The following is a 16971-nucleotide window of genomic DNA, read 5'->3' as shown; positions in this document are numbered from 1 at the left end:
GCTCCATCGGAAGGGGCCGGCACGCTGACAGTGCGTGTCTACAGCTTCTCGTACCATCGCGGCGGGCCGCCGCAGGACGAGAGCGGGCACGGAGGCGGGTTCGTGTTCGACGTGCGCAGCGTCCCGAACCCGGGGCGCGAGGAGCGGTTCCAGGCGCTGTGCGGCAAGGACGCGCCGGTGATCGAGTACCTGCAAGGGCACGAGAGCGCGCAGCAGTTCCTGGCGAGCGCGGCCGCGCTGGTGGAGGCGGCGGTGAAGGACTACCAGCGGCGCGGGTTCACGAGCCTGATGGTCTCGTTCGGATGCACGGGCGGGCAGCATCGCTCGGTGTACATGGCGGAGCAGTTGGCCGAGCGGCTGCGGGCGCGCGCGGGCGTCGAGGTGGTGGTGCGGCACACGGAACTGGAGAAGCAGCGCGCCGCCGGGAAGCCCGGCCAATGAAGGCGATGGTGCTGGCGGCGGGGCTGGGGACGCGGCTGCGTCCGCTGACCGAAGAGCGCCCGAAGGCGCTGGTCACCGTCGGCGGGCGGACGCTACTCGAGCTCACGCTGCTGCGGCTGCGCAGCGCCGGCGTGACCGAGGTGATCGTGAACGTCCACCACTTTGCCGAGGCGGTCGCCGATTTCCTGAAGAAGAATCGCGGATCCGGGATGCGGATCGAGCTCTCGCGCGAAGACGCGCTGCTCGATACCGGCGGCGGGCTGAAGCAGGCCGCGTGGTTCTTCGCGGGCGAGACGGAGCCGTTCCTGCTGCACAACGTAGACATCCTCACCAACATCGACCTGCGCCGCATGGCGGAGGCGCACGGCAAGAGCGGCGCGCTGGCGACGCTGGCGGTGCAGCAACGCGAAAGCGCGCGCGTGCTGCTGTTCGACGAGCAGGGCGGGTTGTGCGGGCGGAGCAAGGCGCGCGACGAGCAGCCGGAGATGGCGCGGCCGTGCGCGCAGCCGCAGGCGATGGCGTTCTGCGGCATCCACGTGATCTCACCGCGGCTGCTCGGGATGTGGCAGGAAGACGGCGTGTTCTCGATCATCGACGCGTACCTGCGGCTGGCGCGGGCGGGCGAGAAGATCGCGGCGTTCCCCGCGGACGAGTACGCGTGGCGCGACGTCGGCAGGAAAGAAGACCTGGCACAGGCGGAGCAGGAGTTGAAAGAGAAGCCAGAGCTGCTGCCCTAGCCGCCGAGGACTAAAATGAATCTTCTTCGACGCTAACGTCGTCCGATCACGGAACGAAAGGAATCCCCCCATGGCAACGACGACTTCCCCGACTTCCGCCCCCGCCGCAACCGTTCCTACCTATCCCGCGAAAGCCTACGGCGCGACGAGCCCGAGTTCCGGGCTCGCCCCCCTGACCATCCAGCGGCGCGCGCCGCTGGCGAACGACGTGCAGATCCAGGTCCTGTACTGCGGCGTGTGCCACTCCGACCTGCACCAGGTGACGAACGAGTGGGTGGACTTTCTGCCGACGGTGTACCCGTGCGTGGTGGGCCACGAGATCGTGGGCCGCGTGACGCGCGTGGGCAGCGCGGTGAAGAACTTCAAGGAAGGCGACCTGGCCGCCGTCGGCTGCCTGGTCGATTCCTGCCGGGCGTGCGAGAACTGCCGCGCGGGCCTGGAGCAGTACTGCTCGAACATCCCGACCTTCACCTACAACTCCGAGGACAAGATCGCGGGCGGCGTGACCTACGGCGGATACTCGCAGAGCATCGTGGTGGACCAGGCGTTCGTGCTGCGCGTGCCGAAGGGGCTGGACCCGGCGGGCGCGGCGCCGTTGCTGTGCGCGGGCATCACCACCTACTCACCGATGCGCCACTGGAAGGTGAGCAAGGGACAGAAGGTGGGCGTGGTGGGACTGGGCGGCCTGGGGCACATGGCGCTGAAGTTCGCAAACGCGTTCGGCGCGCACGTGGTGCTGTTCACGACCTCGCCCAACAAGGCGGCGGACGCGAAGCGGCTGGGCGCGCACGAGGTGGTGGTCTCGAAGGACGCGGACGCGATGCTGAAGCACGCGGCGAGCTTCGACTTCATCCTCGACACGGTCTCGGGGGCGCACGACCTGAACGCGTTCCTGGCGCTGCTGAAGCGCGACGGCACGATGACGCTGGTGGGCGCGCCGCCGCAGCCGGCGCCGGTCGCGGCCTTCAACCTGATCATGGGGCGGCACAGCCTGGCAGGCTCGGGCATCGGCGGCATCCGCGAGACGCAAGAGATGCTGGACTTCTGCGCGGAGCGCGGCATCACCGCCGACATCGAGCTGCTGCCGGTCGAGCGCGTGAACGAGGCCTACGAGCGGCTGCGCAAGGCGGACGTGAAGTACCGCTTCGTGCTGGACCTGGCCACGCTGAAGTAGAGCGGCGGGGGCGGCTCGCTCGCTCACGGCCGGGAACAATATCGTGAGACGACTTGCCGCCGCGCCGGCTCGCGGTCTACAATCCGCTCCCTGCAATGCCGGCGCGAGCGGCGCCACCGTCTCCCGCTCGCCGCCCACTCTGGAGGTTCTCATGAGCGCGCTGCCGTCTGTCCCTTCGTCGAATCCTGTCGAACAACACTACTCGAAAGGCGACCTGCTGCAGAGGATCGAGGACGGGCTGCGCGCCGCAGGTAAAGACCTGGACCACCTGACCGCCGATGACCTGGCTCCGATCGACCAATTCCACATCGGGGCGAAAGATTCGACCCTGGCGGTCGCGCGGCTGGGCGGACTGAAGCGCGGAGACAACGTGCTGGACGTCGGCGGCGGCATCGGCGGGCCGGCGCGCACGCTGGCCAGCGAGCTCGGCTGCCGCGTCACGGTGCTCGATCTTACGGAGATGTTCATCCGCACCGGGAGGAGCCTGACCGCGCGACTCGGATTGCAGGACGCGGTGACGTTCGTCCACGGGAACGCGCTGAGCATGCCCTTCCCGGACGCGAGCTTCGACGTGGTGTGGACGCAACACGCGACCATGAACATCGCGGACAAGGCGGGGCTGTACCGCGAGATCCACCGCGTGTTGCGGCCCGGCGGCGTATTCGTGATGCACGACATCCTGGCCGGGCCGGCCGCAGGCCTTCGCTTCCCCGTGCCGTGGGCCAGCCGCGCCGAGATCAGCTTCCTGTGGCCGGAGGCGGAGATCCAGAAGGCGATCGTGGCGGCAGGACTGCGTCCGGGAAAGTGGCAGGACAAGACGAAGGACGCCATGGCCTGGGTGGAAGAGCGCGTGAACACGATGAAGCAGGCGATGGCGGAGCCGCAGCGGTCGCCGGCGCCGCCGTTCGGCGTGCCGCTGGTGCTGGGACCGGACGCCCCGGCCATGATGATGAACGTGTACGAGGGATTCCAGAACGAAAGACTGCGCGTGGTGCAAGCCGCGTTCGGCCGCGCCTGAGTCCTACTGGCTCAGGGTCTCGTCGAGGGTGAGCTTGCCGCCCTTCTGCACGTCGACGATCTTCTTGACCGGCTTGTAGCCGGGCATGGTCAGCGTGATCTCGTAGCTGCCCGGGTTGAGGTAGAAGTCCACCGGCGTGGTCTTCTTCACCGCTTGCCCGTTGACGAGCACCTGCGCGCCCTTAGGATTGGTCTTCACCGAGACGCGGCCGGAGTCGGCGGGCGCTCCGCCGAAGATGCCGCCGAGCTTGCCGACTGTCTTGATGTTGTCGGTGCTGCCGGTGAGCTTGAGCGCGGGGCTGAACTGCGCGGTCTGGCCGGGCGCGGTGTCGAGCGTGCTGGAAGCTTCCAGATAACCCTGCTTGCGGACGGCGACGGTGTGGCTTCCCTTGGGCACGACGAGCTGCGCGGGCGTGACCCGGCCGGTGTCCTTGCCGTCGAGCACGATGCTGGCGCCGGCGGGGTCGCTGCTGACGGAGAGGGTGGCGGCCATCTCGGTGAGCTGCACGGCGACGACGGCGTTCTGTCCGGCGGCGACCTGCGCGCTGCGCACCGCGCTCATGTGGCCGGGCTTGCTGAAGCTGACGGCGTGGCCGCCGACGGCGAGCCCGGTGGCGGTGAAGGGAGTGACCCAGCTCGCTTCGTGGCGGCCGTCGATGGTGACCTCGGCGCCCTGCGGCGTGGAATCGAGCGTGAGCCCGCCGGTAGGCGCGGCGGCCTGGACGGGCGCGGCGGCGGGCTGCTTCTGCCGCGGAGTGCGCGCGCCGGGGGACGGTGAACCCGGGGTTGCGGCGGCCGCATTGGGAGCCGGCACAGTGGTCTGCGCCGGCGCCGCCGCCGGCGCGGGCGCGTTCCCGGCGGGCTGCTGCGGCGCATTCCGGAAGAAGAGTCCGACGACGATGCCGATCAGCAGCAGGAAAGCGGCGCCGCCGCCATACAGCAACAGGTTCTTCGACACTCCCGGCGCCGCGACAGGTTTCGGCGCAGCGGCCGGCTTGGGAGCAGCGGCCGGCGGGGTTGGCGCGGCGACTTTGGGCGCAGCAACCGGCGCGGGAGCTTGCGCCACCGGCGCCGCCGCGGGTCTTGGGGCAGGAGGAGGAGCCGCGGGCCGCGGCGCCGCGGCCGGCATGGCGGCGGGCTTGGGCGCGGCGGCGGCAGGCGCGAGCACCGGTCTGGCGTGAATGCCGCTCGGACGCGCGGCCGCGACCGGCGCGGGCGGCTGGGCCTCGACTTTCCTGTAGTTCTCGAGCGCGGACAGGAACTCGGCGCCGGAGGCGTAGCGCTCGGCGGGCGACTTCGCCAGCGCCTTGCCGAGGATCTCGCTGACGCGCGGCGGCAGCTTGGGATTCAACTCATGCGGGGGCGCGGGGGCTGCTTCGACGATCTGCTTGCGCAGCGTCTCGGCGTCGGCGGCGTCGAAGGGCTTCTTGCCGGTCGCCATCTGGTAGGCGATGGCGGCCCAACTGAAGATGTTGGAACGGATGGTGAGCGGCTCGCCGCGGACTTCTTCGGGCGAGAGGTAATAGGTCGCCTCGCTGAGCTCGCTTGCCGGATGGCTGCGGGGCACGCCGAAGTCCATGATCTTCGCGGTGCCGTCCCACTCGAGGGTGATGTTGGTGGGCTTGAGCTCGGGATGGACGATGCCCTTGGACTGCGCGTGGTCGAGGGCAGTGCAGACCTGGCGGCTGAGGTCGAGGACCTCGGACATGGGCGCGGGCTCGCCCTTGGCCAGGTTGCTGGAGAGCTTCACGCCCTCGATGAACTCGACGACGATGAAGAAGACGCCGTCGGCCTGACCGCCGCCGAAGATGCCGGCGATGTTGGGGCTGGCGAGCGTGCTGGCGGCCTTCGCGGTGGCCTGGAACGCGGGCACGACCTGCGCGGCGCCCGGGGCGTCGAGGCGCAGGGTGCGGAGCGCGACCGTCCGGCCTTTCGGGTCGGTGGCTTTGTACACCGCGCCGCCCGCGGTCGTCGCCAAGTCGGCGACGATGGTGAACTGCCCGATCTTCTGAGGTGCCATGTTGGCCCGGCTCCGGTCCTACCACCGGAGAGACGAAGTGCGCCTGGTGATGGGAAAAGATATCCGAATGGCGCGCAGGGTCAAGTGAGAAACGACGCGGTGTTGACGAGGTGGCGACGCTAGGGCTTGGGCTTCTCCGCCCCCGGCGGCGCGCTGGCCGGACGCGCGGGCATCCCCTTGAGCCAGCGGTTGTACCACTCGACGTAGCGCTCCAGGCGATGGCGCTTGAAGCTCGGGCGCTTGATGCCGTGGAACTCGCCGGGATAGACGACCAGCTCGGTAGGCACCTTGAGCTCGCGCAACGCCTGGTACATCTGTTCGCCGCCGATGAGGGGGACGTTGAAGTCGTTCTCGCCGCCGAGGAAGAGCGTGGGGGTCTTGATGCGGTCGGCGTGGAAGAACGGGTAGCTGAGCTTCGTCCAGAGGTCGGGCGCCTTCCACGGAGGGCCGAGCTCGAGGGTGTACTGGGTGACGTATTCGTCGACGCCGTACATGGCGAAGGTGAGCGCGGAGCCGGCGCCGGAGGTCGCGGCCTTGAAGCGCGTGTCGCCGGCGATGGTGTAGTCGGTGAGGATGCCGCCGTAGCTCCAGCCGCCGATGCCGAGCTTGGCGGGGTCGGCGACGCCGCTCTTGACGGCGTAGTCGGTGGCGCCGAGGAGGTCGAGGACTTCCTTGTGTCCCCAGTCGGCGAAGATGGCGCGCTGGTGCTGGGCGCCGCGGCCGCTGGAGCCGCGATAGTTGGCGGCGACGACGGCATAGCCGTTCGCGGCGAAGAGCTGCCAGTCGAAGCGGAACTCGTGCTGGTCCTGCGCGTCGGGGCCGCCGTGGATGCGCAGCAGCGTGGGCTGCTTCTGCGCGCCCGCCCAGGGGCGCGTGATGAGGCCGTGGACTTCGGCGCCGTCGCTGGAGCGCGAGGTGAAGTCTTCCACCGGGGCGAGCTGGACCTCGGCGAGCCACTTGTCGTTCTGGTGGGAGAGCCGGCGCTTCTGTCCGTTCTCGATGGCGACGACTTCTTCAGGCGTGGTGTCGTCGGAGAGGAGCGCGGCGAAGGCGGCGTCGCTCTTCGCACTCCCGCCACCGGACAGGCTTGAGACGGTGAGCTTGCCGGTCAGCAGGTCGGTGCGCTTGCCGGTGGCGAGGTCCACGCGGATGGGCACCACGGTGCGGTCGTCTTCGAGCAGGACGGCGACGGACTTGCCGTCGGCGGACCACTGGGGGAAGGCCTGCGAGCGGTCGAGCACGCGGGTGATCTCCTTGGCGCCGCCGTTCAGGTCGGCGACGGCGAGCACGCGCTGGTCGTAGGCGTAGAGCTTGGGGTCGGCGAAGCCGGAGATGTAGGCGACGCGCGTGGAGTCCGGGCTCCACTGCATCGGGCTCTCGTAGCCGGGCGGGTTGTCCTGGCCGGGCGAGGTGGTGAGCTGCCTGGGCTGCGCGCCGATGCGCGCCTCGATCGCGAAGACGTCCCAGTTGTTGTCGCGGTCGGGATCTTCCGGATGGCGCTTGGAGACGAAGGCGAGCCACTTGCCGTCGGGCGACCACGCCGGCATCAGCTCGTCGTAGTCGCCGGGCGTGAGCAGCTCGGCCTTCTTCGCCGCGAGATCGTAGAGATAAAGGTGCGAGCGCTTCTTCGTCAGGTAGCCGACGATGTCTTCCTTGAACTTGTAGCGGGTGATCTCGATGGGCTTGGGCTTCTCGTCCTTGTCGGGGCAGCCTTCGTCCTTCTTGTCGGCGGCGGCGGCTTCGTCGGCGCGCGGCTTGGGCTTGGTGGCGTCGGGCTCGGTAGCGGGCGGCTCGGGCTTTTCCGGCTTCTCCGGCTGCAGCTTGTCGGGATCGTCTTCCACGACGAGGACGAAGCGGTTGCCGTCGGGCGACCAGGCGAAGTCGGAGACGTCGCGCTTGAAGTCGCTGACCTTCTGCGCTTCGCCGCCGGACATGGGCAGCAGCCAGAGCTGCGATTTCTCGCAGGCGTCGGTGCGCGCCGAGAGGAAGGCGAGCTGCGCGCCATCGGGCGACCAGCGCGGCATGCTCTCGCCCTCGTCGCTGAAGGTGAGCTGGCGCTCCTGCTTGCCGTCCCAGCTCGCGAGCCAGATGTGCGAGACGTTCTTGTCCTTCTTGGCGTCGACCGTGCTGACGGTGTAGGCGACCCAGGCGCCGTCGGGCGAGCGCTGCGGGTCGCTGACCGCGCGGAGCTGGTAGAGGTCGTCGAGCTTCAGCGGACGCTTTTGCGGCGCGGTCTGGGCGAAGAGCGATGTGACGAGGAGGAGAGCGGTCAGCAGTGCGGTTCGCATGGCCGCGCAAGGATAACAAAGCGGCCGCGGAAAAGAAGAAGGCGGGCGAGTCGCCCGCCTCCACATGATCCGCGGCGCTTACATCTTGGGCGCTTCGATGGTGATGGGCTTGTTCCAGTCGCTGAAGGTCATGACGGCGTCGCCGGACTTCATCTGGCGCGGGAGGTTGTCGGAGCCGACGCACATGGTGGACGACGTCTCTTTGCCGTCGGCGCCCTTCACCGTGGTGGTCCAGTCGGTGCAGGTCTCGCCGTTGACGGTCTGGGTGCCGCCCTTGGTCATCTTCACGTTGGCGTCCATCTTCGGCATCTGGGCCGCGCCGCCGGCGCCGCCGCAGACGGAGGCGGGCTGGCCGGTAGCCGGCATCTTCATCCATTTCGAGCCGGCCTTGCTGTACATGTCGTTGCCGACGCGGATCATCTCGGCGGTCATGGCGCCGGTCTTGGTGGTGGTCCGCATCTTGTCGGGACAGACGACCTCCATCACCGTCTCGCCAGTGCCCGACTTCATCGTCATCTTCCAACTGGTGGCCTTCTGCATGGCCGAGGCGATGGCCGCGCCGTTCATGGCGCCCGAAGCCGCGGGCGTCATCGAAGTGCTCTTGGCGCCGTCGGACGAGGGACCGCTCGAACTGCAACCGATGGCCCATGCGAACAGGAACAGGGAGCCCAGCAGCGCAAGGATGCGCTTCATGGCAGAACCTCCTGAAAAAGGTAAGGGAGCGCGATTGTAAAAGGCGGCCGGGGAGTTGCAACGAAAATCGTCGGCGGCGAAGGTATGATGGCGCGCCGCTTCCCGCGAGGACCGTTGAAAGAGCCGAACATCGCCGCCGCGCCCCGCCCGCTGGTCGAGCGCCTGGCCGAGATGCTGTTCGGGCTGTGCGTGGCCGCGACCGTGGCGCTGGTGCTGGTGGAATCGGCGCAGCGCGTGGCGACGCCGCACCAGGTGGAGTTCGGCGAGGGCAACGTGCTTTCGACCGCGATGCGCATGGCGCGCGGCGAAGCGGTCTATCCGTTGCCCAGCCAGCCGCCCTACCACTTCAGCACCTACGGGCCGCTGGTGTACTGGATCTTCTCGCTGCTGGTGCGTGCGTTCGGCGTCAGCTTTCTGGCGCCGCGCGCGCTCAGCGTGGCGGCGATGTGCGGCGTCGCGACGCTGGCGGCGCTGCTGCTGCGGCGCTGGACAGGGTCGTGGCGCGTGGCGCTGCTGTTCGGGCCGCTCTTCCTGGCGCTGCCCGAGGTGGGGCTGTGGACCTCGGTGATGCGCGCCGACCCGCTCGCGCTGCTGTGCTCGACGCTTGGGCTGTTCACAATCGCGACCAGCGCGCGGCGCTGGCCGGTCGCGGGGCTGCTGTTCGTGGGGGCGCTGTTCATGAAGCCCACGTTCCTCGCGGCGCCGGCCGCGTGCTTCTGGTACCTGCTGGCGAGGCGCGAACGGCGCGCGGCTTTCGGGCTCGCGGGGCTGTGCGCCGCGCTCGGGCTCGCGACCTTCGCTGTCTTGCAGTCCAGGACCGCGGGAGGATTCGCGTGGCAGCTCTTCGAAGGACATCCCGAGCCTTATTCCCTGCGACGATACTTCTGGATCTTCGGTTGGGTGACGCGCGAGCAGCTCATCCCGGTGCTGATGCTGGCGGCCTTCGTGTGGCACGACGCGCGGCGGCGGATGGCGACGCTGCCGCTGCTGTTCGCCGTCACCGCGACGCTCGCCACCGCGATCGCGGGAATGTCGGGCGCGGCGAGCAATCACTTCCTGGAATGGTCGCTGGTCGTCTGCCTGGGCGCGGGGCTCGCGTACCACCTGGCGGGCCAAGCCAGTCTTTTCTGGCGGACGCTGCGCGTGTGCGCGCTGTATGGCATGTCCGCGAGCGCGCTGCTGTTCTCGTTGCTGCTGTGGATGATGCCGAACCGCAGCGAGGACATGTTCGTCGCCATCCCGTACATGCAGCGGCTGTTCCCGCTCGACGACCGGTATGAACCGGGCTGCGTGGAGCTGCAACGTTACCTGGCGGCGCGGCCGGGTCGGCCGATCATCTCGGAGAACACGGGCGCGGCGCTGCTGGCAGGCCGGCCGCTGCTGGTCGATGACCCATACGCTTACACGCAGCTGGTGGTGAACGGAAAGTGGCAGGCGCCCCTGCTCGACGACCTGCTGCGCGCGCGCGCCGTGGACACCGTGGTGCTCGCGCACGAGCCGGCGAAGCTGCGCAGCTACCACTGGGACCGCTGGCCGCCCCGGTTCCTCGGCGCGCTGGAGCAGAACTACGTGATCGAGCGCTACTTCGAGTGCACCAACGGGACGGTGGCGTACGTGCCGCGGCCACGGTGAGCGTTACACCGCGCCCTCGCGCAGGTGGATCAGCCTTGCGAACCAACACCGGGCGGGCGTAGTGTGTTCGCGAATGAGAGCCTGTGCTGCCGTCGCGGCGCTGGCGTTGTCCCTGCTGCTGGCAGGCTGCGCCAGCAAGAGCGAGCGCGCCATCGCGCGATTGCAGTCGCCGGCGGCGGAGGAGCGCCGGCGGGCAGCTGAGGAGTTGGGCGCCCTGAAAGACGCGCGCGGCGTCGATGCGCTGATCGCCGCGCTGCGAGATCGCGAGCCGGAGGTCAGCGGCGCGGCTGCGCGTGCTCTCAGCGAGATCGGCGATGCGCGCGCCCTTCCCGCACTCGTGGCCTGCTTCGCGGATGAGCGCCGCCTCAAGGCGCCGGCCACGCCCGCGCCTCCGCAGAGCGTGACCATCCATTACCTGCCGGGCGGCCGGCGCATCGTAGAAGGCCCTGACCTGGAGTTAGAGCAGGACTCCGTCCGCGGCGTGGCCGCCCGCGCAGTGATCCGCTTCGGGCCGCGCGCGGTGGAGGAACTGCTGCGCGCGATCGAGGACACGCAGCGCGCGGAAAGACACGAAGCGGCGTACTTCGCGCTGGGCGGATTACGTGAGCCGCGAGCCGTTCCCATCCTGGTCGCCGCGCTGCGCAGTGGCGATGCGCATGTCGGCGCCGCTTCCCGTGCGCTGGTGAAGATCGGGCCACCAGCGATCGAGCCGCTGTACAGCGCCCTGCCCGGAGTTGCCGACGATTTTTCCGCCCGGGTCTTCGGCCGGACATTGGGTTCAATCCCTCCGGCGGATGTCGAGCGCCTGCTTGCCTACGTGAAGGCGCGCGAGAAGGGCCCACGGCGGGCTGCGATCGCCGCGCTGGGCGCAAGCGGCAACGAGAAGGCGGCGCCGGCGCTGGCCGCCATCCTGGGCGATACGGATGTTTCCGACGACGTTAGCGAGGCCCTGAAGGCGCTCGGTCCCGCCGCCGTTCCGGCGGTGCTCAGCGTGCTGCAGAAACCGGGGGCGTGCGTGCCCTACTTCGATAACTGCAGTGAATACGTCCGCAGCAGCGCAGCTGGAGTATTGGGTTCGGTGACCGAGCCAGCGGTTTTCGAGCGCTTACTCCCCATGCTGGAGCACCCGAACTCGGAGATCGCAGAAGCCGCGGCGACGGCGATCGGATCGCAAGCCACGTCTGGGAGCAAGCCGGCGGTTGAATTCCTCGAGCGCAAACTGGAGGAAGGCGACCTGCGCATGGTGGCACGCGTGAGCAACTACTATGCCAGCACCGTCAACGGCCAGACTCGTGCCGACGCGCAAGTCCTGCTGGCCGCGCTGCGGCAGCATGGGAACCGCGACCTGTGCGAAAGCCTGCTCAACACGGGCGATGAAAAGCTGCGCCGGGCGGCGCAGGCCTGGGCCGCCGAGCATGGCTATCGCGTGGAGTCACTCCGTTTGCCGCATTGAACCGCTGGCGCGTTACGCCGCCTTCTCCGCGCGCGGCAGCTGCTCGAGCTTGGCGGCGAGGATGAAGTCGCTCTCGGTGAGGCCGTCGACCTTGTGGGTGTAGACGGTGATCTCGACCTTGCCCCAGGTGAAGGTGATGTTGGGGTGGTGGCCTTCCTGCTCGGCGACCTCGCCGACGCGGTTCACGAAATCGAGCGCGGTCTTGAAGTCGGGGAAGGCGTACTCGCGCGCGAGATGGTGCTCGTTGACGACCTTCCAAGCCGGGACTTGACGCGCCAGGTCCTGGAGCTCTTTGCCCTTCAGCGCAGGAACGCCGCCGCGGCAGGGGACGCAGTGCTTGGTAGCTAAGTCAGACATATTCGCTTCCTCACAAGACCGGAATTATAGTCCGCGCGCCGGCGAGTCGCCGGCGCCTCCCCCAGAGAGTGGGGATTGATTCGCCGCGGGGCGGGCGGGTGTGATACAAACGTGCCTCGCTCCGCCCCAGGTTGGACCCATGCCGAAGATCGCCGACATCCTGCGCAACCAGCACGTGCTCTCCGTGAACGCCGACCAGAAGGTGATGGAGGCGGTGCGGCTGATGACGGAGTTCAACATCGGGGCGGTGCCGGTGCTGCGCGACGGCGCGCTGGTGGGGATCTTCAGCGAGCGCGACCTGATGCGCCGCGTGGTGGCCCAGGGGCGCAGCCCGGGAATGACCGAGGTGGGCGAAGTGATGACCGCGAAGCCCCGCACGGTGGACGTGGAGACCGACGTGGAAGAGTGCGTCACGATGATGCGCGAGGCGGGCTTCCGGCACCTGCCGGTGGTCGACGCGGAGCAGAAGTTGCGCGGCGTGATCTCGCTGCGCGACATCGTGATGCGCGGCGGCAATCGCGGCGCGAACGCGTAAAGACAGTCTCGCGAGTTTCCGGTCTCAGTCTCCAGTTCTGTCGAGCCAGCCTGAGGCCAGCGCTCCGCTGGCGGGCGAGTCGCCCGCCTCCACACCAGTAAATTCAGTCGTCGCCGGCGGCCGCGGCGGCAGACCTTCCCAGCACCTCACGCAGGCGGCGGCTGAGCGCGTCGAAGGTGAAGGGCTTCTGCAGCAGCGCTTCCGGGTCGATGGTCGTGCCGCCCGGCATCGAATCGCCGGTGTAGCCTGACATGAAGAGCACGCGCATGTTGGGGCGCAGCGGCGCCAGCTTCGCGCGCAATTCCGTCCCGTTCATCCCCGGCATCACGATGTCCGAGAGCAGCAGGTGGATGGCGCCGATGTAGCGCTCGGCGACCTGGAGCGCTTCCATCCCGTTGGAAGCCTCGAGCACCTTGTAGCCGTTCTTCTGGAGGAACTGGCGGGTGACCTTGCGGACTTCCTCCTGGTCCTCGACCAGCAGGATGGTCTCGGTGCCGCGCTGGCTGGTGCGGACGGCCGGCGCGGCCGCGGCGTCGTCGTGCTCGGCTTCGACCACCGGCAGGTAGATGCGGAAGGTGGTTCCCTGGCCGGAGCGGCTCATGAAGTTGATGTAGCCGCCGGACTGCTTGACGATGCCGTAGACGGTGGAGAGCCCGAGGCCGGTGCCCTTCCCGCGTTCCTTGGTGGTGAAAAACGGCTCGAAGAGGCGAGCCTGCGTCTGCTCGTCCATGCCGGCGCCGGTATCGGAGACGGAGAGCAGGACGTACCGGCCGGGAGCGACGCCGGGATGCAGCGGCTCGATCTCGCCGACGGTGACGTCGGCGGTCTCGAGCTTGAGCTTTCCGCCGGAAGGCATGGCGTCGCGCGCGTTGGTGGCGAGGTTCATGACGACCTGCTCGACCTGTCCGGGATCGGCCTTGACGTTGCCCAGCGCCAGGCTGTTGACGATGGTGAGCTCGACGTCTTCGCCGATGAGCGGCGGCAGCATCTTGCCCATGTCGTTCAGGACGGCGGCCATGCTCATGATCTTGGGAGCGGCCACCTGCTTGCGGCCGAAAGCGAGCAGCTGCTGGGTGAGGGTGTGCGCGCGGTCGGCGGCCTTCAACACTTTTTCACCGTGGAGGTGGCGCGGATCCTCCCTGGGGAGCGCGTCGAGCATGAGCTCGGTGTAGCCGCGGATGACCATCAGGAGGTTGTTGAAGTCGTGGGCGACGCCGCCGGCGAGTCGGCCGATGGCTTCCATCTTCTGCGCCTGGCGAAGCTGCTGCTCGAGGTGGCGGCGCTCGGAGATGTCGCGGCCGATGGCCTGCGCGCCCACGGGGCGGCCGTGCTCGTAGATGAGGCGCGTGGCAAGCTCGAGCGTGAGGCGGCGGCCGTCCTTGGCGACGATGTCGGCTTCGTAGCGCGTCTCGCCGCCGGCGGCGAGCTTCTTCTGCATGCTCTCGATGGCGCGCGCGCGCTGCTCGGGCGCGACGATGTCGAAGACGTTCTGCTTGAGCGCCTCCTCCAGGGTGTAGCCGGTCATGGCCAGCGCCATGCGATTCACCGAGGTGACGTTGCCGTGGAGGTCGGCGGTCATGATCATATCGTTGGCGTTCTCGAACAGGTCGCGGTAGCGCTCCTCGCTCTTGCGCAGCTCCTGCTCGGCGCGCATGCGCTCGGTCACTTCCATCACGGTGGCGAGCAGGCAGTCGCCGCCGCCGAAGACGATGGAACTGGTGGAGAAATCGAGCCAGCCCTCGGTGCCGTCCTTGCGGAGGAACCGGAACTCGTAGCGGCTGGGGATGTTCTCGCCCTTCATGCGGCCGAGGTAGTTCTGGCGCATGCGCTCGCGGTAATCGGGATGGACGATGAGCCAGGGGTCGACGGCGAGCAGCTCCTCGCGGGTGTAACCGGTGATCTCGCAGAGGGCGCGGTTGACGTAGAGCAGGCGATGGCCGTCGTGGATGTAGATGCCGCAGGTGGCGGTCTCGGCAACGGCGCGGAACTTGGCTTCGCTCTCGACCAGGGCCTGCTGCGCGAGCTGGCGCTCGGTGACGTCGCGCGAGTTGACGACGATGCCGCCGACGACGGAGTCGCCGAGCAGGTTGGCGGCGGTGACCTCGAGGGTGCGCCAGCCGCCGTGCTTGTGCTTGAAGCGGCAGACGGTGCCCATGTCGCCGCTGGCCTTGTCGACCACGCTGTCGAAGGCGGCGCGCGCCGAGGGCACGTCGGCCGGGTGCATGCCGTCGAAGACGTTGCGGCCGAGCAGCTGCTCGGGCTTGTAGCCGAGCACGCGCTCGACCGAAGGGGATTCGTAGAGGATCTTGCCGTCGGCGGCGAGCAGCGTGATGATGTCGCTGCCGCGCTCGATGAGGGCGCGGAAGTAGAGCTCGCGCTGCCGCACCTGCTCCTGGGCGAGCTTCTGAGCGGTGATGTCGACGACCGTGCCTTCGAGCACTTCCCCTTCCGGCCCGTCGACCAGGTGGACGTTCTCCAGCAGCCAGAGGGGGCTGCCGTCACGGCGCTGGAGGCGGAGCTCGTAGTTGTCGAGCTGGCCTTCGCGGCGCAGACGCTCGATGGCGGCCTGGCGCTCCCTGGGGTCGCGATAGAAATCGTAGACGGTGGCGGCGAGCGCCTCGGCGCGGTCGCGGCAGCCGAGGATGCGCGCGAAGCTGTCGTTGCAGTCCAGGATCTTGCCGTCGAGCGCGGTGCGATACACCCCAGCCAGGTTGCGCTCGAAGAGCAACTGGTAGCGCTGGTCGCGAGAGACGCCGGCAGCGGGCGCAGCCTTGGCCGCGCCCGGCCCGGGATGTTTGGCGGAGTGGGACATCCGGTTCGTTCGGGGGAGCGGCATTGTCCTATGCTTCCGGCGCAGGCGCAACGCCGATTTGCGCCGGCGGCGGCCGCGGCGCGCGGACGTTTATAATCAAGGATTCGCAAGGAGCTGCAACGATGGCACAGCGCATGGTGAAGTGCGTCAAGTTCGGCAAAGAGATGCCGGGACTGGACGAGCCGCCGTTCGACACCGAACTGGGGCAGAAGATCTACGAACAGGTGTCGGCGGAGGCGTGGCGGCTGTGGGGCGAGCACGCCAAGATGGTCATCAACGAGTACCGCCTGAATCCCGCCGACAAGAAGGCGCAGGAGATCATCATCCACCACATGGAGCAGTTCTTCTTCGGCGAGGGCGCCGTGCTCCCGCCGGATTACGTCCCGCCGCAGCAGAAGCAGTGATGTAGCGCCCTCGACCCGAGGGCGCTCCCGTATGCGCGTCCTCCTCATCTCGACCTACGAGCTCGGCCGGCAGCCTTTTGGGCTGGCCTCGCCTGCGGCCTGGCTGCGCGAGGCGGGGCACCAAGTCACGCAGCTCGACCTCGCGCGCCAGAAGCTCGACGAGGGGGCGGTGCGCGCGGCGGAGCTGGCGTGCTTCTACCTGCCGATGCACACGGCGACGCGGCTGGCGCTGCCGGTCATCGCGCGCGTGCGGGAGTTGAACCCGCGGGCGCGGCTATGCGCCTACGGGCTCTACGCGCCGCTGAATGCGGAGCGGCTGCGGGCGGCGGGAGTCACGGCGATCGTCGGCGGGGAGTTCGAAGGCGAGTTGCTGAGGCTGGCGAACGGCGCGGACGAGACGCCTGCGCCCCTGCCGGCGGGACATGAGCGCTCCGCCGATGGATTCGTTTCTCTCGCGCGGCTGAGTTTTCGCGTGCCCGACCGCGCGGGGCTGCCGCCGCTGGGCGAGTATGCGCAGTTGCGCATGACGGACGGAACGCTGCGCACCGTCGGCTACACGGAGGCGAGCCGCGGCTGCAAGCACTTGTGCCGGCACTGTCCGGTGGTGAACGTCTACCAGGGCGCGTTCCGCGTGGTGCAGCGCGAGGTGGTGCTGGAAGACGTGCGGCGGCAGGTCGCAGCCGGCGCGGGGCACATCACCTTCGGCGATCCCGACTTCTTCAACGGCCCGGCGCACGCGATGGAGATCGTGCGCGCGCTGCATCGTGAGTTCCCGCAGGTCACGTACGACGCGACCATCAAGGTCGAGCACCTGCTCCAGCACGCGGAGTTGCTGCCGGAGCTGAAGGCGAGCGGCTGCGCGTTCGTCACCAGCGCGGTCGAGTCGCTCGACGACGCCGTGCTCGCGCGCCTGGAGAAGGGCCACACGCGCGCCGACTTCCTGCGCGCGGTCGAGCTGATGCGCGCGGCGGAGCTGCCGCTCTCGCCCACGTTCATCCCGTTCACGCCGTGGACCACGCTGGCGGTCTATTCGGACCTGCTGAAGACGCTCGCCGAGCTTGAGCTGGTCGAGCACGTGGCGCCGGTGCAGTTGGCCATCCGGCTGCTCATCCCGGCGGGCTCGCGCCTGTTGGAGTTGGAGGAAGTGCGGGGGTGGGTGGGCGAGTTCGACCGCGAGAAGCTGGCATATCCGTGGCGGCATCCGGATGCCGGGGTGGATGAATTGCAGCGGCAGGTGGAGGGCGTGGTCGCGCTCATCGGCAAGCACGACACGCCGCGCGCGGAGGTGTTCGGTGCGGTGTGCGCGCTGGTGCGCGATCTTTCTACGGAGATTCCCGCGTGGACGCCGCCGCCGTTGGCCGCGCGCGCGACCATCCCGTACCTCACCGAGCCCTGGTACTGTTGAGCG

The 16971-nt window shown here is 68.8% G+C and carries 14 protein-coding genes; 9 read left to right on the top strand and 5 right to left on the bottom strand.

Annotation, left to right across the window (positions count from 1 at the left end; translation table 11 throughout):
* From VLA96_00495 to VLA96_00480, 4 genes are all read left to right on the top strand, one after another.
* Positions 1-441, top strand: a 441-nt coding sequence (locus tag VLA96_00495) for an RNase adapter RapZ (protein ID HSE47665.1), incomplete at its 5' end; no start/stop codon positions are given.
* Positions 438-1178, top strand: coding sequence for a sugar phosphate nucleotidyltransferase (locus tag VLA96_00490; protein HSE47664.1), 741 nt, complete (start codon positions 438-440; stop codon positions 1176-1178). The genes VLA96_00495 and VLA96_00490, both read left to right, overlap by 4 nt.
* A gap of 70 nt (positions 1179-1248) precedes the next feature.
* Positions 1249-2352: an NAD(P)-dependent alcohol dehydrogenase gene (locus VLA96_00485; protein HSE47663.1), complete on the top strand. Its 1104-nt coding sequence runs from the start codon at positions 1249-1251 to the stop codon at positions 2350-2352.
* Positions 2353-2503: 151 nt separating this feature from the next.
* On the top strand, positions 2504-3370 hold the full coding sequence (locus VLA96_00480) for a class I SAM-dependent methyltransferase (protein ID HSE47662.1): 867 nt from the start codon (positions 2504-2506) through the stop codon (positions 3368-3370).
* Positions 3371-3373: 3 nt separating this feature from the next.
* Here the strand turns inward: VLA96_00480 and VLA96_00475 are convergent, their stop codons facing one another.
* The 3 genes from VLA96_00475 to VLA96_00465 all read right to left on the bottom strand — a co-directional run bounded on the left by VLA96_00475 (position 3374) and on the right by VLA96_00465 (position 8370).
* Positions 3374-5389: a serine/threonine-protein kinase gene (locus VLA96_00475; protein HSE47661.1), complete on the bottom strand. Its 2016-nt coding sequence runs from the start codon at positions 5387-5389 to the stop codon at positions 3374-3376.
* 119 nt (positions 5390-5508) lie between these two features.
* Positions 5509-7677, bottom strand: coding sequence for a S9 family peptidase (locus VLA96_00470; protein ID HSE47660.1), 2169 nt, complete (start codon positions 7675-7677; stop codon positions 5509-5511).
* Positions 7678-7755: 78 nt separating this feature from the next.
* A complete protein-coding gene (locus VLA96_00465; protein ID HSE47659.1) occupies positions 7756-8370 on the bottom strand; it encodes a hypothetical protein in 615 nt (204 codons plus the stop codon).
* Between the two features lie 114 nt (positions 8371-8484).
* Here VLA96_00465 and VLA96_00460 point away from each other — a divergent pair, with 114 nt between their 5' ends.
* Positions 8485-10002 (top strand): hypothetical protein, encoded by a 1518-nt coding sequence (locus tag VLA96_00460; protein HSE47658.1) that lies wholly within the window; start codon positions 8485-8487, stop codon positions 10000-10002.
* A gap of 106 nt (positions 10003-10108) precedes the next feature.
* A complete protein-coding gene (locus VLA96_00455; GenBank protein HSE47657.1) occupies positions 10109-11455 on the top strand; it encodes a HEAT repeat domain-containing protein in 1347 nt (448 codons plus the stop codon).
* 12 nt (positions 11456-11467) lie between these two features.
* Here VLA96_00455 and VLA96_00450 read toward each other — a convergent pair whose 3' ends face one another.
* A complete protein-coding gene (locus VLA96_00450; protein HSE47656.1) occupies positions 11468-11812 on the bottom strand; it encodes a 4a-hydroxytetrahydrobiopterin dehydratase in 345 nt (114 codons plus the stop codon).
* Positions 11813-11951: 139 nt separating this feature from the next.
* Here VLA96_00450 and VLA96_00445 point away from each other — a divergent pair, with 139 nt between their 5' ends.
* Positions 11952-12347 carry a CBS domain-containing protein gene (locus VLA96_00445; GenBank protein HSE47655.1) on the top strand — a complete coding sequence of 132 codons (396 nt, stop codon included), beginning with the start codon at positions 11952-11954 and terminating at the stop codon, positions 12345-12347.
* A 103-nt stretch (positions 12348-12450) separates the two neighbouring features.
* On the opposite strand, the gene VLA96_00440 is transcribed toward VLA96_00445, so the two are convergent.
* A complete protein-coding gene (locus tag VLA96_00440) occupies positions 12451-15183 on the bottom strand; it encodes a PAS domain S-box protein (GenBank protein ID HSE47654.1) in 2733 nt (910 codons plus the stop codon).
* A 98-nt stretch (positions 15184-15281) separates the two neighbouring features.
* Between VLA96_00440 and VLA96_00435 the strand changes: the two genes are divergently transcribed.
* Both VLA96_00435 and VLA96_00430 read left to right on the top strand, forming a co-directional pair.
* On the top strand, positions 15282-15563 hold the full coding sequence (locus VLA96_00435; GenBank protein ID HSE47653.1) for an oxidative damage protection protein: 282 nt from the start codon (positions 15282-15284) through the stop codon (positions 15561-15563).
* A gap of 31 nt (positions 15564-15594) precedes the next feature.
* The gene (locus VLA96_00430; GenBank protein ID HSE47652.1) at positions 15595-16968 is read left to right on the top strand and encodes a CUAEP/CCAEP-tail radical SAM protein; all 1374 of its coding nucleotides are present in this window, start codon (positions 15595-15597) and stop codon (positions 16966-16968) included.
* The last annotated feature ends 3 nt before the right edge of the window (positions 16969-16971 follow it).

Source organism: Terriglobales bacterium (assembly GCA_035457425.1).
Lineage (GTDB): Bacteria > Acidobacteriota > Terriglobia > Terriglobales > Acidobacteriaceae > JACPNR01.
This window is presented reverse-complemented; position numbering and strand designations above follow the sequence as displayed.

Bases quoted from the DNA above. Each gene is read 5' to 3' on its own strand.
- VLA96_00450 (HSE47656.1), bottom strand. From the start codon at position 11,812: ATGTCTGACTTAGCTACCAAGCACTGCGTCCCCTGCCGCGGCGGCGTT.
- VLA96_00440 (HSE47654.1), bottom strand. From the start codon at position 15,183: ATGCCGCTCCCCCGAACGAACCGGATGTCCCACTCCGCCAAACATCCC.
- VLA96_00480 (HSE47662.1), top strand. From the start codon at position 2,504: ATGAGCGCGCTGCCGTCTGTCCCTTCGTCGAATCCTGTCGAACAACAC.
- VLA96_00470 (HSE47660.1), bottom strand. From the start codon at position 7,677: ATGCGAACCGCACTGCTGACCGCTCTCCTCCTCGTCACATCGCTCTTC.
- VLA96_00465 (HSE47659.1), bottom strand. From the start codon at position 8,370: ATGAAGCGCATCCTTGCGCTGCTGGGCTCCCTGTTCCTGTTCGCATGG.
- VLA96_00435 (HSE47653.1), top strand. From the start codon at position 15,282: ATGGCACAGCGCATGGTGAAGTGCGTCAAGTTCGGCAAAGAGATGCCG.
- VLA96_00430 (HSE47652.1), top strand. From the start codon at position 15,595: ATGCGCGTCCTCCTCATCTCGACCTACGAGCTCGGCCGGCAGCCTTTT.
- VLA96_00485 (HSE47663.1), top strand. From the start codon at position 1,249: ATGGCAACGACGACTTCCCCGACTTCCGCCCCCGCCGCAACCGTTCCT.
- VLA96_00490 (HSE47664.1), top strand. From the start codon at position 438: ATGAAGGCGATGGTGCTGGCGGCGGGGCTGGGGACGCGGCTGCGTCCG.
- VLA96_00445 (HSE47655.1), top strand. From the start codon at position 11,952: ATGCCGAAGATCGCCGACATCCTGCGCAACCAGCACGTGCTCTCCGTG.
- VLA96_00475 (HSE47661.1), bottom strand. From the start codon at position 5,389: ATGGCACCTCAGAAGATCGGGCAGTTCACCATCGTCGCCGACTTGGCG.